The sequence below is a fragment of the Leifsonia poae genome (genome assembly GCF_020009625.1).
GTDB classification, from domain to species: domain Bacteria; phylum Actinomycetota; class Actinomycetes; order Actinomycetales; family Microbacteriaceae; genus Leifsonia; species Leifsonia poae_A.
Map to the genome: position 1 here is coordinate 1,119,883 of NZ_JAIHLP010000002.1, position 17,302 is coordinate 1,137,184.

15 protein-coding genes and 1 tRNA gene are annotated in these 17,302 nt (G+C 68.4%); 5 read left to right on the forward strand and 11 right to left on the reverse strand.

Annotation, left to right across the window (positions count from 1 at the left end):
• Positions 1-19 precede the first annotated feature (19 nt).
• Positions 20-721: an alpha/beta fold hydrolase gene (locus K5L49_RS06015; RefSeq protein ID WP_223691135.1), complete on the reverse strand. Its 702-nt coding sequence runs from the start codon at positions 719-721 to the stop codon at positions 20-22.
• Positions 722-933: 212 nt separating this feature from the next.
• Here K5L49_RS06015 and K5L49_RS06020 point away from each other — a divergent pair, with 212 nt between their 5' ends.
• On the forward strand, positions 934-1,482 hold the full coding sequence (locus K5L49_RS06020; protein ID WP_223691137.1) for a hypothetical protein: 549 nt from the start codon (positions 934-936) through the stop codon (positions 1,480-1,482).
• A 176-nt stretch (positions 1,483-1,658) separates the two neighbouring features.
• Here the strand turns inward: K5L49_RS06020 and pth are convergent, their stop codons facing one another.
• The 5 genes from pth to K5L49_RS06045 form a co-directional block, all read right to left on the reverse strand.
• Complete coding sequence (gene pth / locus K5L49_RS06025) at positions 1,659-2,258, reverse strand: aminoacyl-tRNA hydrolase (protein ID WP_223691145.1); 600 nt, start codon at positions 2,256-2,258, stop codon at positions 1,659-1,661.
• 7 nt (positions 2,259-2,265) lie between these two features.
• Positions 2,266-2,871, reverse strand: coding sequence for a 50S ribosomal protein L25/general stress protein Ctc (locus K5L49_RS06030; protein WP_223691147.1), 606 nt, complete (start codon positions 2,869-2,871; stop codon positions 2,266-2,268).
• Between the two features lie 245 nt (positions 2,872-3,116).
• Complete coding sequence (locus K5L49_RS06035; protein ID WP_223691149.1) at positions 3,117-3,611, reverse strand: gluconokinase; 495 nt, start codon at positions 3,609-3,611, stop codon at positions 3,117-3,119.
• A gap of 28 nt (positions 3,612-3,639) precedes the next feature.
• Positions 3,640-4,446, reverse strand: coding sequence for an IclR family transcriptional regulator (locus K5L49_RS06040; protein WP_223691151.1), 807 nt, complete (start codon positions 4,444-4,446; stop codon positions 3,640-3,642).
• A gap of 40 nt (positions 4,447-4,486) precedes the next feature.
• A complete protein-coding gene (locus tag K5L49_RS06045) occupies positions 4,487-5,539 on the reverse strand; it encodes a D-2-hydroxyacid dehydrogenase (protein WP_223691153.1) in 1,053 nt (350 codons plus the stop codon).
• 359 nt (positions 5,540-5,898) lie between these two features.
• On the opposite strand from K5L49_RS06045, the gene gndA reads away from it, so the two are divergent.
• Together gndA and K5L49_RS06055 are read left to right on the forward strand one after the other, a co-directional pair.
• Positions 5,899-7,365: an NADP-dependent phosphogluconate dehydrogenase gene (gene gndA / locus K5L49_RS06050; RefSeq protein WP_223691155.1), complete on the forward strand. Its 1,467-nt coding sequence runs from the start codon at positions 5,899-5,901 to the stop codon at positions 7,363-7,365.
• Positions 7,366-7,517: 152 nt separating this feature from the next.
• Positions 7,518-7,862, forward strand: coding sequence for a hypothetical protein (locus K5L49_RS06055; RefSeq protein WP_223691157.1), 345 nt, complete (start codon positions 7,518-7,520; stop codon positions 7,860-7,862).
• 99 nt (positions 7,863-7,961) lie between these two features.
• Here the strand turns inward: K5L49_RS06055 and K5L49_RS06060 are convergent, their stop codons facing one another.
• The 3 genes from K5L49_RS06060 to K5L49_RS06070 all read right to left on the reverse strand — a co-directional run bounded on the left by K5L49_RS06060 (position 7,962) and on the right by K5L49_RS06070 (position 10,464).
• Positions 7,962-8,939 (reverse strand): ribose-phosphate diphosphokinase, encoded by a 978-nt coding sequence (locus K5L49_RS06060; protein WP_223691159.1) that lies wholly within the window; start codon positions 8,937-8,939, stop codon positions 7,962-7,964.
• The gene (gene glmU, locus K5L49_RS06065) at positions 8,940-10,364 is read right to left on the reverse strand and encodes a bifunctional UDP-N-acetylglucosamine diphosphorylase/glucosamine-1-phosphate N-acetyltransferase GlmU (RefSeq protein WP_223691161.1); all 1,425 of its coding nucleotides are present in this window, start codon (positions 10,362-10,364) and stop codon (positions 8,940-8,942) included.
• Between the two features lie 28 nt (positions 10,365-10,392).
• A tRNA-Gln gene (locus K5L49_RS06070) sits at positions 10,393-10,464 on the reverse strand.
• A gap of 78 nt (positions 10,465-10,542) precedes the next feature.
• On the opposite strand from K5L49_RS06070, the gene K5L49_RS06075 reads away from it, so the two are divergent.
• Positions 10,543-11,046, forward strand: a complete 504-nt coding sequence (locus K5L49_RS06075) for a MarR family winged helix-turn-helix transcriptional regulator (RefSeq protein WP_223691162.1) — start codon at positions 10,543-10,545, stop codon at positions 11,044-11,046.
• A gap of 72 nt (positions 11,047-11,118) precedes the next feature.
• Positions 11,119-13,617 carry a glycosyltransferase gene (locus tag K5L49_RS06080; RefSeq protein WP_223691163.1) on the forward strand — a complete coding sequence of 833 codons (2,499 nt, stop codon included), beginning with the start codon at positions 11,119-11,121 and terminating at the stop codon, positions 13,615-13,617.
• A gap of 61 nt (positions 13,618-13,678) precedes the next feature.
• Here K5L49_RS06080 and K5L49_RS06085 read toward each other — a convergent pair whose 3' ends face one another.
• Both K5L49_RS06085 and K5L49_RS06090 read right to left on the reverse strand, forming a co-directional pair.
• Positions 13,679-15,298: an acyl-CoA dehydrogenase family protein gene (locus K5L49_RS06085; protein ID WP_223691164.1), complete on the reverse strand. Its 1,620-nt coding sequence runs from the start codon at positions 15,296-15,298 to the stop codon at positions 13,679-13,681.
• 96 nt (positions 15,299-15,394) lie between these two features.
• Positions 15,395-17,197: an ABC-F family ATP-binding cassette domain-containing protein gene (locus K5L49_RS06090; protein WP_223691165.1), complete on the reverse strand. Its 1,803-nt coding sequence runs from the start codon at positions 17,195-17,197 to the stop codon at positions 15,395-15,397.
• Positions 17,198-17,302 lie beyond the last annotated feature (105 nt).

Consider the following 17,302-nt stretch of genomic DNA (forward strand, 5'->3'; position numbering starts at 1 on the left):
GGCGGGGGCTCCGGGCCCGCTACGCCCAGCCGTCCAGCGCGTGCATGAAGCCCTGGTGGTCGTCCCGGTGCACGGTGTGACCTGCGCCGGCGACCACGCGCACGGCGAACCCGGCGCCTCTCAGTCGCTCGGCGAGCCGGGGGCGGACCAACTGCGATCTGCCGGCCAGCACAACGAGAGAGGGCACCTGCATGGTCGCCGGGGCACGCAACGACCCGGGCGCCACCAGCACCGGAACGACGCCGTGGTCGAAGGCGCGCAGCGTCTCCAGCTCGATCGCAACGTCGACCGGATCCCAGCGGGGGTTGCGTTTCGCGATCCGCACGGCCGTCGCGCGGCTCAGCGAACGGAAGAAGGCGGGCGCCAGTTTGGCCTGCCACCAGGGCACCGACGGCCCGAAGGCCGGATCGACGTACACGGCCCGGGCGGGGCGAAGCTCTTCGACCGCCAGGCTAACGGCGAGGCCGCCGAGCGAATGCCCGACGATGAGCTCCGGATGCGCAGGGACCGTATCCACGACATCTTGCGCCAGCAGTTCGGCCGTATAGGAGTGCGCCCGCGGGCTGCGGCCGTGCCCTCGCAGGTCGACGGCGGTCACGTGGTACCCCAGCTCGGCGAGCGCCGGACCGACGCGACGCCAGTTCCGGGAGTCGGACATCGCGCCGTGCACCAGCACCGCGCGCCGGTCTCCGGTGCCCCACTCACGGGTGAAGAGTTCCATTCGGCAACGATACGGCGGCCGGCTGCGTGTTCGGTCGGCTTTCGCCGTGCGTGCTGAGAACGACGCCTGTGCGCTCCCCGAGAAGGTGAGGAGACGGCAGGATGCGCCGGCGCTGCTTCTGTCGCGCCGGCGCACGCTTCCGCTACGCTCTGGCTGGGGGTCGGCTTCCGAGGGCTCCACGTGCACACCGCACACGAGAACGAGGAGCATCGATGGCGAACGTCCCCCCGCCCGAGAACAACCCGCCGCAGCCGCTCTTCGCGCCGCCGCCGCAGTACGGACAGCCCCACTACGGACAGCCGCCGCAGTTCGGGGAGTACGGCCAGCAATCGCAGTACGGACAGCCGATCCCGCCCGGCTTCGCGCCGTACCCGCCGGAGGCAACTCCGAAGAAAACACTTGGACTTGTGGCGATGATCATCGCGATCGCTGTGCTGATCCTCGCCGCGCTCGCGTCGATCGTCATCGGCACCGCCGTCGGACCCATTGCCAACCGCAGCGGCAACAGCTTCTCGTTCAACACGGCCACGCTCACGCCCGAGCAAGCGCGAGCGTTCGGGGCGACCGGCATCCTGATCGTCGCCCAGATCGCGCTCGGAAGCGTCGCCGGGATCGCCGCGATCGTCCTCGGCATCATCGCCGCGGCCAAGAAGCGCGGCCGATCCTTCGGCGTCGTGGCGATCATCGTCGCCGTGGTCGCGCCGATCGTCGCGTTCATCGTCTACATCGTCAGCATCGCAGCCACGCTCGCGCCGGCCTAGCGCCGAAACCGCGAAGCGGCCCTGACCAGACTTTGCTCCCAATCCGTTTCACTGTCCCGCTCGGCCTGCGGGAGGGGATTCGTCGCTCGCGACTCTGGATCGTCTCCTCGGGCGACTCGAGTCGTTCCACGCCGGCGATTCGATCAACGCCCCCGGTCAGTACACCGAGTAACCGGTCAGCGGGCGGTGTGGAAGCGCAATTGCGCCGCTGTGAGGCCGTCGCCGGCGATCTGCTCCACCGCATCCGCCGCATCCGAGACGAGGATGGGCAGGGTCTTGCGCTCGGCGGCCGAGAAACCTTTGAGCACATGGTCGGCCGCAGCCTGCGAACCGGGCGGGCGGCCGACGCCGACCCGGACCCGGGTGAACTCGCCGCTGCCGACGGCCGCGATCACATCGCGCACCCCGTTGTGACCGCCGTGGCCGCCGCCGAACTTGAGTTTGAGCGTGTCGAACGGGATGTCGAGCTCGTCCTGCACGACGATCAGCCGCGAGGGGTCGAGCGAGTAGAACCGGAGGAGCTGGGCCACCGGACCGCCGGATACGTTCATGAACGTGTTCGGCTTGGCCAGGACGAACCGTGGACCGCCGGGCGTCAGACGCCCCTCCGCGACGGTCGAGTTGGTCTTGTGGGTCTTGAAGGTGAGGCGGCCGCGCGAGGCGAGCTCATCCAGCACCATCTGCCCCACATTGTGACGCGTGGCGGCGTAGTCGGGCCCGGGGTTGCCGAGCCCGACTACGAGCCAGGGCCCCTCCGCAGACAGGGAAGAGTCCATCGAGCCGTTACTCGGCTGCCTGAGCCTCGGCGGGCGCCTCGGTGGCGGACTCTTCGTCGTCGGCGCGCGCGGCGGCCGGCACGAGGACGTTGAGGATCAGCAGGTCTTCGTCCTCGGCGAGGGCGGCACCCTTGGGCAGGGTGAAGTCCTTGGCGTGGTACTGCTTGCCCTCTTCGGCGCCGGTGACGTCGAGCACGATGTTCTCGGGGATGTGGGTGGCCTCGACCTCAAGGCGGAGCGTGTTGACCTCGAGCACCGCGATGGTGCCCGGGTACGGCTCGCCCTGAACGTGAACGGGAACCTCGACGGAGACCTTCTCGCCGGTCTTGATGACGATGAGGTCGAGGTGCTCGATGATCTGGAGGACCGGGTCCTTCTGCACATCCTTGACCAGGGTCAGCTGAGCTTTGCCGGCGATGTCGAGGTCGAGGACCGCGTTCGCCTTGCGCAGCAGCAGGCCGACCTGGTGGGCCGGCAGTGTGACATGCACGGGCTCGGTGCCGTGACCGTAGATGACGGCGGGGATCTTGCCGGCCGCGCGGATCTTGCGCGCCGCACCCTTGCCGAAGCTGTCGCGGACCTCCGCGACGACCTTGTTGGACTCGTCAGCCATGTGTATCTCCTAGCCGGCAGGGCCGGCGCTCAGGCGAGCGGTGCTCGCAGTGTCTGTTTGTGTGTCGACTCGAACGCATCGTTCTGATGAAAGACGGGTGAGGAAAGACTGCGAAGCCCTGCTCCACTGCGTCGATAACGGATGTCCCGCGGAGTACCGCGCGCATCCCTCGCCGAAGTTCAAGGAGTAAGTCTACCGGATGCGCGGCGCCGCCCCGGCCAGGGTCGGGGAAGCCCGCGCGACGGTCAGCCGAGAAGTCTGCGGGCGCTCGCGGCGACGGTGGCCGGATCGGCGTCGACCGCGACCCGCACCCCCGGCTCATCCGCGCTGAGCGACTCGAGGGCGGCGAGCTGGGATTCCAGCAGAGCGGCCGGCATGAAATGGTCTTTGCGTTCCGCCAGGCGCTGCGCCAACAGTTCGCGGTCGCCGTCGAGCTCGACGAACACGGCCGTCGGCGCCTGGGCGAGGATGGCCGCTCGGTAGGCCCGTTTGAGCGCCGAGCATGCCACGACGAGCCCGGTCGGCCCCGCATCCGCGAGCGCGAGGCCGACGGCGGCCAGCCAGGGCCGACGATCCTCGTCGTCGAGCGGGATGCCCGCCGCCATCTTCGCCACATTGGCGGCCGGATGCAGCGCATCGCCGTCGATGAACGGCGTGCCGAGCTCGGCGGCGAGCAGCGCGCCGACGGTGCTCTTCCCCGATCCGGAGACGCCCATGACGACGATGAGGGGGTGAGGCATGGGAGGTACTCCATTCGCGGGTGCCGGCTCAGACAATGATGCGCCCCGTCAGAGCCTCGGTCGCGAGGTTCATCGGATTCGACATCCGGCGTGCGACGGTGTGGAGCTCCAGGAGCATCCTGTCGAGCACCGCATCCGTCAGCTCGGACAGCAGCACCGAGGCGCCGAGCGCCAGCGGGACCTCCCCGCTGGCCTGCGGCGGGACGACGATCGCGAACCCCGCCAGCCCGGGGTACACCCCACCGCGATCGAGACTGTACCCGCGCTCCCTCGTCGCGGCGAGGGCGCTCTGCAGCTCCGCCAGCGTCGTCGCCGACCGCTCGGTGAACGCCGGGCGGGTGCTGTCGTCACGAAACCGCCGAGCGATCTGTTCCGGAGGGAACTCGGCGAGCAGAGCGGTCCCGACCGCCGTGATCGACGCCGGATAGCGCGCGCCGATGCCGGCCGCAAGCCGGAACGGCGCCCGGCCGATATGGTTCGCCAGATAGAGAACATGCACGCCGTCCCCATCGAGTACGGCCAGCTGGCAGCGTTCCTGGCGCAGAACCTCGGAATCCGCGCACGCCCGGTAGAACTCGAGCACGGGATCGAAGGCACGCAGATACGCCCCTCCCAATTCCAGCACGCGGCGGCCGAGCACATAGCCGGCTTCCGTTCGACGGAGCAGACCCCCCTCCTCGAGGGCCGCGCACACGGTGAGGGTCGACGACTTGGCGGCACCCAGCTCGCGGGCGATCTCGCTCAGTGAGAGCGCATCCCCCTGAGCGTCGCCGAGAAGGTCGAGCACGCGCACAGCGCGTGCGACCGCCGGCGCTTTCCCTGTCGAATCGGCCATCCTGCTCCTCGCTGTCTGCACTTTGTCGCCCGGGGGCTCGTCAGTAGAACTCGACGGTGTCGACGCGGTTGCGCAGGGCGCGACCGTCGAGCAGCCGTGTCGCGTTGTCGGCGAACAATTCGGCGATACGTCGATCCTCGCCGGCGTTCAGCGCGGCGGTGTGCGGGCTGATGAGCACATTCGGGTGATCCCAGAGCGGGCTGTCCGCCGGCAACGGCTCGACCGCGGTGACGTCGAGCGCGGCGAATCCGACTCGGCCGTCATCGAGGGCGCGCAGCAGCGACTCCTCGTCGATGACGCTTCCGCGGCCAACGTTGACCAAGATCGTGCCGGGCCGCAACGCGGAGAAGAACGCTTCATCGAGCAGGTTCGCGGTCGAGGCCGTGCCCGGCAGCGCGACGACCACCGCATCCACTCGCGCCGCCGCCTCGATGAGGCCATCGGGCCGGACGATCTCGTCGACATCCCCGACCGGACGCTCGTGTCGCGAGGTGCCGATCACCTGAGTGCCGAATGCGGCGAGCAGCCGGGCCACCTCGGCCCCGATCCCGCCGAGGCCCAGCACGAGAACAGTCTGCTCGCCGAGCTGCGCCATCGACCAGCGGCCGCTCCACTCGTGGTCGCGCTGCTGCCTCGTCAGGCGCGGCAGCGTCTTCGCGCCGGCGAGCAGACCGAAGAGAGCGAATTCGGCCAGTGGCCCGCCGTGCACGCCGGCGGAGGTGGTGAACAGCACCCGATCGAGCTCCTCCTGCGACAGAGCGGCCGCCCGGATGCCACCGCCTCCGCCTGCCGCCATCGTCTGCACCCACCGCAGCCGCGGGTTGGCGCGAACCGTGCGGGCGAGCGCGGCCGGGTCGACATCCGGGATGCCGTAGAGTGCGTCGGCCGTGTCAAGCATCCTCTCGAACCGGCGCTGCTGCTCCGGCGTGCGACGGAACTCCGGGTCACCGGAGTGGTCGGCCGGATGCCGCATGGGCGGGAGCAGACTCGAGTCGCGCACCAGCTCGATGCGTGGTTCCGTGCGCTCGATCAGCGCAGCGAGTTCGTCGCTGAGGGGTGTCGCCACCACGACACGAAGCGGGGTCGTCGTCACCGTTCTCCTGAGGTTGAAGGATCGAAGGATCGAAAGACGCCGGTGACGTCCATCGACCCAGCCTAGCCATCATTCATCCCGCTGAACAGCGTTCTCTCCACTGATCGCCCGCATCGTCACGACCGACCCGCCACCCCCGAAATCCATGGCACGCTCGGCGGAGGCTACGCTGGTAGTCGTCTGCTCGACTCACGCACACCCACAAACCAGCCGCGACCACGCCGCCGCCCACAACGCCGGCCGACGTGACCGGCCTGCGGGTCGAGGCCGCACCCGGCGACAGGACCCACGCAGGTGAACCAGCCCCCTGTCGTCCCCCACAATTTCCCCGACGGACGCCCGTCCGTCGAACCAGCCCCATGAAGGAGCGTTCTGTGTCGAACGAAGCTGCAGCCAATATCGGTGTCGTCGGTCTGGCGGTGATGGGGTCGAACCTCGCCCGCAACCTCGCCTCGCGCGAGGGCAACACCGTCGCCGTCTACAACCGCACGTACGCGCGCACGGAGGAACTCATCACCGAGCATCCCGAGGCCGGCTTCGTGGCGAGCGAGACCATCGACGAGTTCGTGGCGTCGCTGGCGAAACCGCGCACCGCGATCATCATGGTCCAGGCCGGCGCCGGTACGGATGCGGTGATCGAGCAGCTCACCGAGCGGTTCGAGCCGGGCGACATCATCGTCGACGGCGGCAACGCCAACTTCCACGACACCATCGAGCGCGAGAAGCGCATCTCGCCGAGCGGCATCCACTTCGTCGGCGCCGGCATCTCCGGCGGCGAGGAGGGTGCCCTCAAAGGCCCGTCGATCATGCCCGGCGGCTCGGTGGAGTCGTACAAGACGCTTGGCCCCATCCTCTCCTCGATCGCCGCGGTCGCCGAGGGCGAGCCCTGCGTCACCCACGTCGGAACGGACGGTGCCGGCCACTTCGTCAAGATGATCCACAACGGCATCGAGTACGCCGACATGCAGCTCATCGCCGAGGCCTACGACCTGCTGCGCACGGTCGGCGGGCTGGAGCCGGCCGCCATCGCCGACGTCTTCGGCGAATGGAACAAGGGATACCTCGAGTCGTACCTGATCGAGATCACCGCCGAGGTTCTCCGCCAGGTCGATGCCGAGACGGGCAAGCCGTTCGTCGACATCGTGCTGGACCAAGCCGGCAGCAAAGGCACCGGGGTCTGGACCGTGCAGAACGCCCTCGACCTGGGCATCCCGGTCGGCGGGATCGCCGAGGCCGTGTTCGCCCGGGCCGTCTCATCGAAGCCGGCGCAGCGTGCAGCCGTACAGAACGTCGTCACCTCGCGCCCTGAGGTGCAGTCCGTCAACCCGTCGTTCGCCGACGACGTCTCCAAGGCGCTCTACGCGTCGAAGGTCGTCGCATATGCGCAGGGCTTCGACGCGATCATCGCCGGCGCCGAGAAGTACGGCTGGCAGATCAACAAAGACAAGATCGCCAAGATCTGGCGCGGCGGCTGCATCATCCGCGCCCAGTTCCTCAACCGCATCGCCGACGCCTACGACGAGAACCCGGACATCGCCACGTTGCTCGAGGCGCCGTACTTCGCCCAGGCCGTCGCCGAAGGCGAGGCCGCTTGGCGTCGCGTCGTGGCGACCGCCGCCCTCTCCGGGGTGCCGATCCCCGGCTTCGGCGCCGCCCTCAGCTACTACGATTCGCTCGCGGTGAAGCGCCTGCCCGCCGCCCTCGTGCAGGGCCAGCGCGACTTCTTCGGAGCCCACACCTACAAGCGCGTCGACAAGGACGGCACCTTCCACACCCTCTGGTCCGCCGACCGCACCGAGATCGAGACCGACCCCTCCACCCACTAGTCGAGCTCCCCCATCCACCTGTCGAGTCCGCACAGAATCAGCCGACGCGCCGTGTCCGGCCTGATTCTTTGCGGACTCGACAGATGGAGGCGAGAGGGGAAGAGACCGGCGGCGGGTTGCGAGGGCGGGCGGCAGGGCAGAGACTCGAGAGCGTGACGTCAGACGACCATCCCGAACTCGCCGGGTACGAGCCGATGCAGTCTCCCCTGCACGGGCCGCGGCGCATGATCGCGATGCGCGTGGTCGTCGTGCTCGGCCTCGTGGCGCTGATCCTGCCCGGCGTTCTCGTCACCGTCAGCATCGCGGCCACCACCGCCGGGAACACCTGCGCTGTGTACGTCGCCCACTACGCACCGAACGCGAACTCGTCGTCGGCGACCTTCGACCTCTTCGGTCCGGCCGGGCCCGGGTGGCAGTGCTACGCCCTCAACACCGAAGGCGACAGCACCTTCGTCGCACCCCTCGGCCTCATCCCCTCGACCCCTCATCGCCTCTGAACGCCGTTGAGGGGCGGCACACGCATCGAAATCCGGCTCGGATCGATGTGTGTGCCGCCCCTCAACAGGGTTCAGGCAGGTGGGTTCAGGCAGATGGGTTCAGGCGGCGCCGTCGAACATCGACGTGACGGAGCCGTCGGTGAAGACCTGTTGGATCGCGCTGGCCAGCAGCGGCGCGATCGGCAGGATCGTGAGCTTCTCGAACTGCTTGTGCTCCGGCAGCGGGAGCGTGTCGGTGACGACCACCGAGTCGATGGAGTCGCTCTGCAACAGCTCGACCGCAGGGTCGCTGAACACCGCGTGCGTCGCGGCGACGACGACACCGATCGCACCGTTGGCCTTGAGCGCCTCAGCGGCCTTCACGATGGTGCGACCCGTGTCGATGAGATCGTCGACGAGCAGGCAGACACGGCCCTTGACCTCTCCGACGATCTCATGGACCGAAACCTGGTTGGGCACCAGCGGGTCGCGGCGTTTGTGGATGATCGCCAGCGGCACGCCGAGCTTGTCGCTCCAGTTGTCGGCGACGCGCACACGGCCCATGTCCGGCGAGACGACGGTGAGTGTCGACGGGTCGAGCTCCTTGCGCATGTGCTCGAGCAGCACCGGCATGGCGAAGAGGTGGTCGACGGGTCCGTCGAAGAAACCCTGGATCTGCGCGGCGTGCAGGTCGATCGACATGATGCGGTCGGCGCCGGCTGCCTTGAAGAGATCGGCGACCAGGCGGGCCGAGATCGGCTCGCGGCCACGGCCCTTCTTGTCTTGCCGGGCATACGGATAGAACGGGGCGACGACGGTGATGCGTTTCGCGGAGGCGCGCTTCAGCGCATCCACCATGATCAGCTGTTCCATCAGCCACTCGTTGATCGGCGAGGTGTGCGACTGGATGACGAACGCATCCGAGCCGCGCACGCTCTCATCGAACCGAGCGTAGATCTCGCCGTTCGCAAACGTGCGCGAATCGGTCGGCACGAGCTCGCTGCCGAGGTGCTCGGCGATCTGCTCGGCGAGGGCGGGATGTGCACGCCCCGAAATCAGAACTAGGCGTTTCTGTCCGGTGGTGGTGATCCCTGACACTTACTCTCCGCTCTCTTCCGCAGCTTTGGCGGCGTCGGTGCCCGGTCGCTTCTGCGCGACCCAACCTTCGATGTTGCGTTGTGGAGCCACCGTGAGGGCGAGCGCTCCCGCCGGGACGTCCTTGCGGACGACGGTTCCGGCTCCGGTGTACGCTCCGTCACCCATCCTAACGGGCGCGACGAACACGGTGTTCGTGCTGGCCCGCACATGCGACCCGATCTCGGTGCGGTGTTTGTTCACCCCGTCGTAGTTGGCGGTGATCACCCCGGCCCCGAGGTTCGTCTTCTCGCCCACCGTCGCATCACCCACGTAGTTGAAATGCGCGAGCTTCGTGCCGGCTCCGATCGTGGCGTTCTTCGTCTCGACGAACGTTCCGATCTTTCCGTCGGCGCCCAGGACCGTTCCCGGGCGCAGGTAGGCGAATGGGCCGACCGTGGCGCCGGCCCCGATGACCGCGAGGGTCGCATCCGTGCGTTTCACGGTTGCGCCCGCACCGATCTCGCAGTCGACCAGCGTCGTGTCCGGGCCGATCTCGGCGCCGGACTCGACCACGGTCGCCCCGCGGATCTGCGTGCCGGGCAGCAGGGTGACATCCGGGGCGAGCTTCGCCTTCACGTCGATCCAGGTGGTGGCCGGGTCTTGCACCGTCACGCCGGCGAGCTGCCAGGTGCGCACGAGCAAGGCGTTGAGCCTGGCCGCCGCGTCGCTCAGCTGGGCGCGGTCGTTGATGCCCTCGACGAGCCACGACTCCGCAACGGGCAGGGCATCGACGTCGAAGCCCGCCGTCCGCAGCAATCCGATCACATCGGTGAGGTATTTCTCGCCCTGCGCGTTGTCGGTGGTGAGGGCGGCGAGCTGATCGCGCAATTGAGCCAGCCCGAAGAGGTAGATTCCCGCGTTGATCTCGCCGATGGCGCGCTCGGCTTCGTTCGCATCTTTGTGCTCCACGATGCGATCGAGGTGGCCGGCATCCGTGCGCACGATGCGCCCGTAGCCGGCGGCGTCGGCGGGAAAGGAGGAGAGGATGGTGGCCGCGGCCGAGCCCGACCGGTGTGTCGCGATGAGGCCGCGCAGCGTCTCGGCGTCGAGCAACGGAACATCGCCGTTGACCACCAGCACATCCCCGCTGAAGTCGGCGGGCAGCGCGGCGACGGCGAGCTCGACGGCACGGCCGGTGCCAGGGACCTCATCCTGATCGACGATCACGCTCTCGGGAAGGTCGGCCGAGATGACCTCGACAAGCTTGTCGCGCTCGAACCGCACCACCGAGATCACGTGCGCCGCGTCCAGCTCCTCCACGGTCGCGAGCACATGGCCGACGATCGGCACGCCGGCGAGAGGGTGCAAGAGCTTCGGAGTGGCGGACTTCATCCGGGTTCCCTGGCCGGCCGCGAGGACGACGATGGCGAGGTTCTTGTCGGTCATGTCTCTCCTGGGGTTGACGACTCTTCCGCTCCGCCTCCAGGACTCGAACCTAGACCTAACAGCTCCAAAGGCTGTCGTGCTGCCATTACACCAAGGCGGACCGCGCCGGAGAACAGCCGGCGCACACACCCAGTTTGCCAGACCATCGGTCACCCGCCCGACGAAATAGCATGGGAAGATGCCTGACGCACACGACGAGGTCGACCGCATCGTTGACTCCTGGCTGCGCGAACGCCCCGACCTGGACTTCTCGCCGCTGCAAGTGCTCTCCCGCGTGGCCCGGCTCGCGCGCCACCTCGACCGCGCCCGCCGCACGGCCTTCGACCGCTCCGACCTCGAGTCGTGGGAGTTCGACGTGCTCGCCGCTCTCCGCCGCGCCGGTGCGCCCTACCAGCTGAGCCCGAAGGCCCTGCTCCAGCAGACGCTGGTCTCCAGCGGAACGATGACCAATCGCATCGACCGTCTCGTCTCCCGCGGCCTCGTGCACCGGCGCACCGACCCCAACGACGGCCGCGGCATCCTCGTGCAGATGACCCCGCAGGGGCTCAGCCGGGTGGATGCCGCGATCACCCGCCTGGTCGATGCCGAATCCGACCTCCTCTCCTCGCTCTCCCCCACCGACCAGGAACGTCTCGCGGTGCTGCTGCGCAAACTCAGCCTCGACTTCGATGAGGAGTCGTAGGAGTTCCCCGCAGAGACTCCGCAAAGAGCGCTCACAGGTGCCCGTTATCCGGCTCACATAAAATCGGCCGTGATGAGACTCTCCCGCCTGAAACGCCTGCCGTCCCGGGTCAAACGCGCAGCACGGTTCGAAATCCACGCGTACTGGCGCCGTCGGCCCCTCGTCGTCGGATCGGTTCTCTACGAATCGTTCTCCGGCAACGGGATGCTCGACAATCCCGAGGCGATCTTCCGCGAGCTCCTCGCCGCCCCGGATCTCTCCCACCTCACCCACATCTGGGCGTTGTCAGATCTGCACCAGTACCGCGCCGCGGTCGAGGAATTCGCGAACGACCCTCGGGTGACGTTCGTGCGGTACGGCTCGGCCGCGTACTACCGGGCACTCGCGACCAGTCAGTACCTCGTGAACAACGCGACGTTCCCTCCCGACTTCGGCAAACGCCCCGGACAGGTCTATCTGAACACCTGGCACGGAACACCGCTGAAGCGAATGGGCTACGACATCGACGACGGCGCTCTCGCCACGGCGAACATCGTGCGCAACTTCGTGGCCGCCGACTATCTGCTCGCCGCGAATGCGTTCATGGCCGATCAGATGTACGAGAGCGCGTACAAGCTCACCGGGATCTATCGGGGCACCATCGTTGAAGAGGGCTACCCGCGCATCGACCGGCAGTTCCTCGACGACGCGGGGCGTGCAGCCGCCCTGGAGCGTCTGCACCGCGCCGGCGTCCCGCTCGGCGACCGCAAGGTGATCCTCTACGCGCCCACCTGGAAGGGCGCCTCGTTCGGTCGCCCCACCGACGACCTCGACGAGATCCTCGAGCACATCGCCACGATCGAGGCGCACATCGACACGAGCCGGTACGTGGTGCTGCTGAAGACGCACCAGATCGTCCACTCCCTCGCCAAGCACCGCCCGGAGCTGAAGCGGATGCTGGTGCCGAACGAGATCCCGACGAATATCGTGCTCGGGGTCACCGACACACTGATCACGGACTACTCGAGCATCTTCTTCGACTTCCTGCAGACCGGGCGTCCCATCCTGTTCTTCACGCCGGATCTCGCCGACTACGTCGGCACGCGCGGCCTCTACTTCGAGCCGGAGGAGTGGCCGGGGCCGGCGCATGCTTCGGCGCGCGAGATCGGCGAGGAGCTCGCCCGTATCGCCGCCGACGGCGACAGGGTGCCCGCGGCCTGGGGCGAACGCTACGTGGCGATGCAACGACGCTTCACCCCCCACGAAGACGGGGATGCCGCCGCGCGCGTGGTCGACATCGTCTTCCGCGGGGTGCGGGAGGGCTACCGGACCCGCACCGACCTCGCCGACGACGGACGGGCCTCGATCCTGCTCTACCTCGGCGGGATGCGCCCCAACGGCATCACGACGTCGGCCCTCAACCTGCTCAACAACATCGACCACACGCGCTACGACGTGTCGGCGTTCTTCGCCCAGAGCCGCTCGCAGGCCACGATCGCCAAGCAGCAGCAGGTCCATCCCGCTGTGCGCCAGTTCCCGCGGGTCGGCGGCATGAACGGCGCCAAAGTCCGGCAGCTCGCGCGGCACCTCCACTATCGGCGTGGCCGGATCGCCGACCACGGCGTCGTTCCCTCGCAGAACAAGTTGTGGGACGACGAGTGGAACCGTTGCTTCGGCGACAGCCGGTTCGACTACGTGGTCGACTTCTCCGGGTACGGACCGTTCTGGGCCGCCCTGTTGCTGCACTCCCCACCCGCGGAGCGATCGATCTGGCTGCACAACGATCTCGCGGCCGACGCGCACCGCGAGGTGGGTGGCGAAAAGCGGATGCTGCACAGCCTCACGCAGCTGTTCAGCCTGTACCCGCAGTTCGACCACCTGGTCTCCGTCTCTCCCACGCTCGCCGAGATCAACCGGGAAGCGCTCGCCGAGTACGCCGAACCCGGCACGTTCGTCGCCGCACTGAACACGGTCGACGCCGATCACATCCTCGAGAACGCGAAGGCGGATCTGCACAAGATCACCTTCGACGAGGAGACCGGAACGGTTCCCGACTGGGCCGAAGCCCTGCTCGCCGACGACGACGTCACCACCTTCGTCAACGTCGGTCGGCTCTCCCCCGAGAAGAACCAGTCCCGGCTGGTGCGCGCCTTCGCCGAGGTGCACGCCGTGCACCCCGCTACGCGTTTGGTGATCGTCGGTTCCGGCCCCTTGGAGGGCGACCTGTTGAAGCTGATCGCCTCGCTGAACCTCGAGGGCTCAGTTTTCCTCACGGGCATGCAGCGGAATCCGCATGCGATCATGGCCCGCGCAGACTGCTTCGTGCTCTCAAGCGACTACGAGGGTCAGCCGATGGTCATCCTCGAGGCGCTCGTGCTCGGCCTCCCGATCGTCACCGTGGAGTTCGCCTCCGCCAAGAACGCGCTCCCCGCCGGATCCGGCCTGGTCGTTCCGCAGAGCGACCGCGGAGTGGCCGACGGCCTGGAGGCGTTCCTCCGCGGCGACGTACCGGCCAGCGCCTTCGATTACGCCGCCTACAACCGCAAAGCCACCTCCCAGTTCTACCTCGCCATCGGAGCCTCCTCCTCCTGACCCCTCCTGATCCGCCCGCGCTCGCCCGGCAAGAACCGTGCGGGGAAGTCGGGGAGGTGGGTCACGCGCGGGCGAGCAGGGAGCGTGTCGGCACACCCGAAGGCAACTCGCCGTACTGCGCACCGCGGTCGGGGCCGAGGCGCGTGACGGCGAACGCCTCCCCGACGGCCGACGGAGCGTGGCGCAACAGCAGCGAGGCCTGTAGGGCGACGGCCAGCGCGGCGACGAGCGAGCGCACGGTCGCCTGAGCATCCGCCGGCTCGAGGGCGGGCAGCTCCCGCAGTCGGGCGCGCACACGATCGTGGTGGGCGTCGAACAGGGGATGGATGCCGCGGGCCGCCTCGAGCTCCAGGTCGAAGGCCTCGGCGCTGGCGGGTTCGCGGGTGAGCGCCCGCAGCACGTCGAGCGCGATCACCGTGCCCGAACCCTCCCAGACGGCCATCACCGGCTGTTCGCGGTAGCGGCGGGCGAGCGGGAACGCCTCGGTGTAGCCGTTCCCTCCGAGACATTCCATCGCCTCGTAGGCGTGGCCCGGCCCTCGTTTGCACACCCAATACTTGGTGACAGCCGTCGCCAGCCGGCGGAACGCACGATCGCTGTCGGGGGCGTCGTCGTCGTGCGCGCGGGCGAGGCGCAGCGCAACGGCGGTCGCAGCCTCCGATTCGAGAGAGAGGTCGGCGAGCACGGCCTCCATGGCCGGCTGGTCGACGAGAAGCTTTCCGAACGCCCGGCGGTGCCGAACGTGCCAGGCGGCCTCGGCGACGCACTGCCGCATCCCGGCGGCGCTGCCGAAAATGCAGTCGAGCCGGGTGCGATTCACCATTTCGAGGATGGTGCGCACACCCCGTCCCTCCTCGCCGAGGAGGTGCCCGGTCGTGCCGTCGAACTCGACTTCACTCGACGCATTCGACCGGTTGCCGAGTTTGTCTTTGAGTCGCTGCAGGAGGAAGACGTTGCGCGTCCCGTCTTCCAGCACGCGGGGAACCAGGAAGCAGCTCAGGCCCGCATCCGCCTGCGCGAGAACCAGGAAGCCGTCTGACATGGGCGCGGAGCAGAACCATTTGTGCCCGGTGAGGGAGTATCGGCCGTCGCCCAGCGCCACCGCGCGGGTGGTGTTGGCCCGCACATCCGAGCCGCCCTGTTTCTCGGTCATTGCCATGCCGAAGAGCGCGGATGTCTTGCCCGCGGCCAGGCGACCGTCGTATTCACGACTCATCAGACGTGGCAGCCACTCGGCGGCGAGCTGCGGGGACGCCGCCAACGCGGGCACCGCCGCGTGGGTCATCGACACGGGGCAGGCGTGCCCCGGCTCGACCTGGGCGAACAGCATGAACGTCGCGGCCCGAGCGGCATTCGCCCCGGCTCGCGGATGCGCCCACGCCGAGGTGTGCGCACCGGCCGCAACGGCCTCGGCGATCACGCGGTGATACGACGGATCGTAGTCGACCTCGTCCACCCGATCACCCCAGCGGTCGAACGCACGCAGCACGGGCTCGTTCACGCTGGCCCGCACGGCATCCTCCTGGAACCGGGCGCTCCCCACCAGCCGACCGACCTCGCCGAGCTCCGTCAGTGCCCAGGCCGCGCTGCGTTCGACGGCCTCGACCAGCGGGATGTTTGCGGCGAACTCGTCGACGTCGACCCTCGGCGGCGGCTGATTGGTGACCTCGTGGGTGGGCATGCACTCATCCTCCGGCCGCCCGGAACGATCGGCAACCTCTGTCGGGCTTTTCCGACGGCGCGCCGCCGGTTCGCGCGGGGCGGGATGATTCCGTGGTCAGCCGATCAGTTCGGTGAGCTCGAACCAGCGGAGTTCGAGGTCTTCGGCCTCGCGCTCCACCGTGCCGATCGCCTCGGTCTTCGCCGCCAAGCCCAGGTAGTCGGATTGGTCGTGTTCGGCGAGCGCCGTCTTCGAGGCGTCGATCTGGCTCTGCAGCTTGCCGAGCCGTCGCTCCAGGGAGGCGAGCTCCTTCTGGGCGGAGCGCAGTTCGGCGCTGCCCAGCCGGGGCGCGGCCGGGGCGGCGGCGGAACCTGCGGCCGACGTCACTGCAGCGGGGGTCGATTCCTGCAGGACTCGCAGCCGCAGGTACTCATCCACTCCGCCGGGAAGGTGGCGCAGCTTGCCGTCGAGGATCGCATACTGCTGGTCGGTCACCCGCTCCAGGAAGTAGCGGTCGTGGGAGACCACGAGCAGGGTGCCGGGCCAGGAGTCGAGCAGGTCTTCGATCGCCGCGAGCATATCGGTGTCGAGGTCGTTCGTCGGCTCGTCCAGGATGAGCACATTCGGCTGGTCGAGCAGGATCAGCAAGAGCTGCAGGCGGCGTTTCTGGCCGCCGGAGAGGTCTTTGACCGGTGTGGAGAGCTGGGCGGAGGTGAACCCGAGCTGCTCCAGCAGCTGACCCGGCGTGAGCTCCTGTGCTTTCGAACCGGATCCGATCGTGTAGCTCGTGCGCAGATTCGAGATGACGGTGCGCACAGGCGAGGTCAGGTGGTCTTCGAGTTCGTCGAGTCGCTGGGTGAGGGTGGCGACTTTCACCGTCTTGCCCCGTTTGACACGACCGGACGTCGGATGCACGGTGCCGCCGACGAGTCCGAGCAGCGTCGACTTCCCGGCGCCGTTCACCCCGAGGATGCCGGTGCGCTCCCCGGGGGCGATGCGCCACTCCACGTCGCGCAGCACGGTCTTGTCGTCGTAGCTGACGGAGGCGTCCAGGAGGTCGACCACATCTTTGCCGAGGCGCGACACCGCCAGCGACTGCAGCGACACCGTGTCGCGGATCTCCGGCACATCCTCGATGAGCTGGTTCGCCGCGTCGATGCGGAACTTGGGTTTCGTGCTGCGCGCGGGCGCTCCGCGGCGAAGCCAGGCGAGCTCTTTGCGGGCGAGGTTCTGCCGTTTCGCTTCCATCGTCGCGCTCATCCTGTCCCGCTCGACGCGCTGCAGGATGTACGCCGCATAGCCACCCTCGAACGGCTCGACGATGCGGTCGTGCACCTCCCAGGTGGCGGTGGAGATCTCGTCGAGGAACCACCGGTCGTGGGTGACGACGAGCAGTCCACCGGAGTTCGCCGACCAGCGCTGCTTCAGATGCGCGGCGAGCCAGGTGATCGCTTCGACGTCCAAATGGTTGGTCGGCTCATCGAGGGCGAGGATGTCCCATTCGCCGACGAGCAGGGCGGCCAGCGCGACCCGGCGGCGCTGCCCGCCGCTGAGAGGTGCGAGCGGCGCATCCCAGGGGATGTCAGCGAGGAGCCCGCGGATCACGTCGCGGGTGCGCGCATCCCCGGCCCACTCGTATTCGGGGGCGTCTCCCACGACGGCCTCGGCGACCGTCTGCGCCTCGTCGAGAGTGTCGGCCTGGTCGAGCACGCCCATGCGGACGCCTTTACGCGCGGTGACACGCCCCGAGTCGGGCTGACGGCGACCGGCCAGCATGGCGAGCAGGCTCGACTTGCCGTCGCCGTTGCGTCCGACGATGCCGACGCGGTCGCCCTCGTTCACTCCCAGAGTCACCGAATCGAAGACGACTTTCGTCGGGTACTCGAGATGCAGGGCTTCCGCCCCCAATAGATGTGCCATGGGAACAAGGCTATAGAGAAGACCTGGGCGCTTCGTACGCCCCACGGCGGCGAGCGGCGGCCGGGACCGCCGGCCTCGCCCCTCGGACGGGTGATGCCGCCCCGC